1 protein-coding gene and 2 pseudogenes are annotated in these 1,711 nt (G+C 59.6%); 2 read left to right on the forward strand and 1 reads right to left on the reverse strand.

The genetic code is table 11. The features are described from left to right. Window positions 1-148: 148 nt before the first annotated feature. Window positions 149-669: pseudogene (locus tag KBI52_RS32510) on the forward strand (IS5 family transposase); the annotation flags it as partial. A 347-nt stretch (window positions 670-1,016) separates the two neighbouring features. Next, window positions 1,017-1,535: a transposase gene (locus tag KBI52_RS01630; protein WP_210804890.1), complete on the forward strand. Its 519-nt coding sequence runs from the start codon at window positions 1,017-1,019 to the stop codon at window positions 1,533-1,535. A gap of 17 nt (window positions 1,536-1,552) precedes the next feature. Here KBI52_RS01630 and KBI52_RS01635 read toward each other — a convergent pair. Then, window positions 1,553-1,711, reverse strand: a pseudogene (locus tag KBI52_RS01635) (aminotransferase); the annotation flags it as partial.

Here is a 1,711-nt window from a genome sequence, read left to right on the forward strand (position 1 = left end):
TCATGACCGGTTCAGCTTTCGACAACCTGACTAACTCCAAAGAATCGATTCAGGATGCGGCCGCGACTGCGGCCTGTGGACATTCAGGGGTCGAGGATTACCGCAGTGGAGAAATTTTGATTCTATTCTGAAAAACTGGAGGTCAGCCTTGAATCGCATGATCCTGAAGGATGAGCAGTGGGAGCGTGTTGTGCCATTACTGCCCGGCAAGGCCGGTGATCCCAGTCTCTCGGGTGCGGATAACCGAGTGGTTCTGGATGCAGTGTTGTGGATCGTTCGCACGGGAGCGCCTTGGCGCAACCTGTCAGAGATGGTCGGGTACTTGAACAGCGTGTTTCGCCGCTTCCACCGGCGGTGTCAGACCAGCGTGCTTCAGCAGGTCTTCCACGCTCTCTCAGGCGATCCCGATTTCGAGTACACGCTCATCGGTGGCCTCATCATCCGAGTCCATCAGCATGGCACGGGCGCCTAATGGGGACTTATGCTCAGGCCATCGGACGTTCGCGCGGCGGCTTGACCACCAAGATCGTGGCCCTGCTGGACAGGCTGGTGGACTTGCACCAATTTCCGGGCCAGCAGCATGATAGTATTGGAGCACAAACCCTGTTGGAGGGCATCGAAATCGGTGCTCTGATTACCGACAAGGGCTTCGACACTGATGCGCTACGCCCAGAACTAGATCCTGTCTGACGGCCCGTGCACCTGCATGAGAGTATGGCTGTTGCTTTGGTGGGGCTCACCATGTTGGAATTACCTCAAAGCTGCCGGCTATGCGTCCGTTTAACCGTCCGATGCTCTAGCCGCCTACTCTACTTCTACAACCCAATCCGACGTCATTTGACGCTCGACTACATCAGTCCGGTTCAGTTCGAGAAGTTGGCCAAATAGCGACCAAACCGCTCTCCACTGAACCGAAGCAAATCCAAAACGCTCTACACGACGCCACCCGCGGGCAGCTGTGTGATCTGCCTGGACGAGATGGGCCGGTCAGTGCGAAGAGTTATGCCGGCCGTGCGATGGTGCAGAGCCGAACGCGACCGGCCGAACGGGCGAAGCAGGAGATCGACTACGGCTGGCGCGCCAAAGGCTATGTCTTTGGCGCGTTTTGTCCGGCCACGGGCGAAGCCTTCACGCATCCGTATCCAGGACGCGGCGGCGCCCACTGGGTCGACTTTCTGGAGCACGTTGAGGCTTGGATCCCGAGTTCGACCAAGCGGGTGTATGCGATCATGGACAACCTGAGTTCACACCGCACCACAGACGTGCTGCTGTTCGTGCTGGCGCACCCGCGCTGGGAGGTGGTGTTCCAACCCAAATATGCGGCCTATCTCAACCTGATCGAGCCCTGGTGGAAGATCCTGCGCTCGCTGGCACTGGCGGGCCGGTGGTTTGAGACCTGGGATGAGATCATTGATGCGATCTACCGCGCTACGGTCTACTGGAATGCGCACCGCCATCCCTTCGTCTGGGGTCAACGCCGCCGGCATCGGCCACGTCGCTCCCCCGGGATCGCCCTGCTGCCGAGAGCCGCATGACTTACCGGATGCACCACTTAGGGTATCACGTTGTCGAGGGTCTGGTCCGCATTGTCGAAGAACCGGCGGATGTTGCGGGCCGCCTGACGGATGCGCTGCTCGTTTTCCACAAGAGCGATGCGCACGTAATCGTCGCCGTGCTCGCCGAAGCCGATCCCGGGCGCCACCGCCACGTC

Source organism: Microvirga sp. HBU67558 (assembly GCF_018069605.1).
Taxonomy (GTDB): Bacteria; Pseudomonadota; Alphaproteobacteria; order Rhizobiales; family Beijerinckiaceae; genus Microvirga; species Microvirga terrae.

What these genes read in the sequence shown, in the direction of transcription:
- KBI52_RS01630 (WP_210804890.1), top strand. Translation starts at nt 1,017, where the DNA reads ATGGTGCAGAGCCGAACGCGACCGGCCGAACGGGCGAAGCAGGAGATC.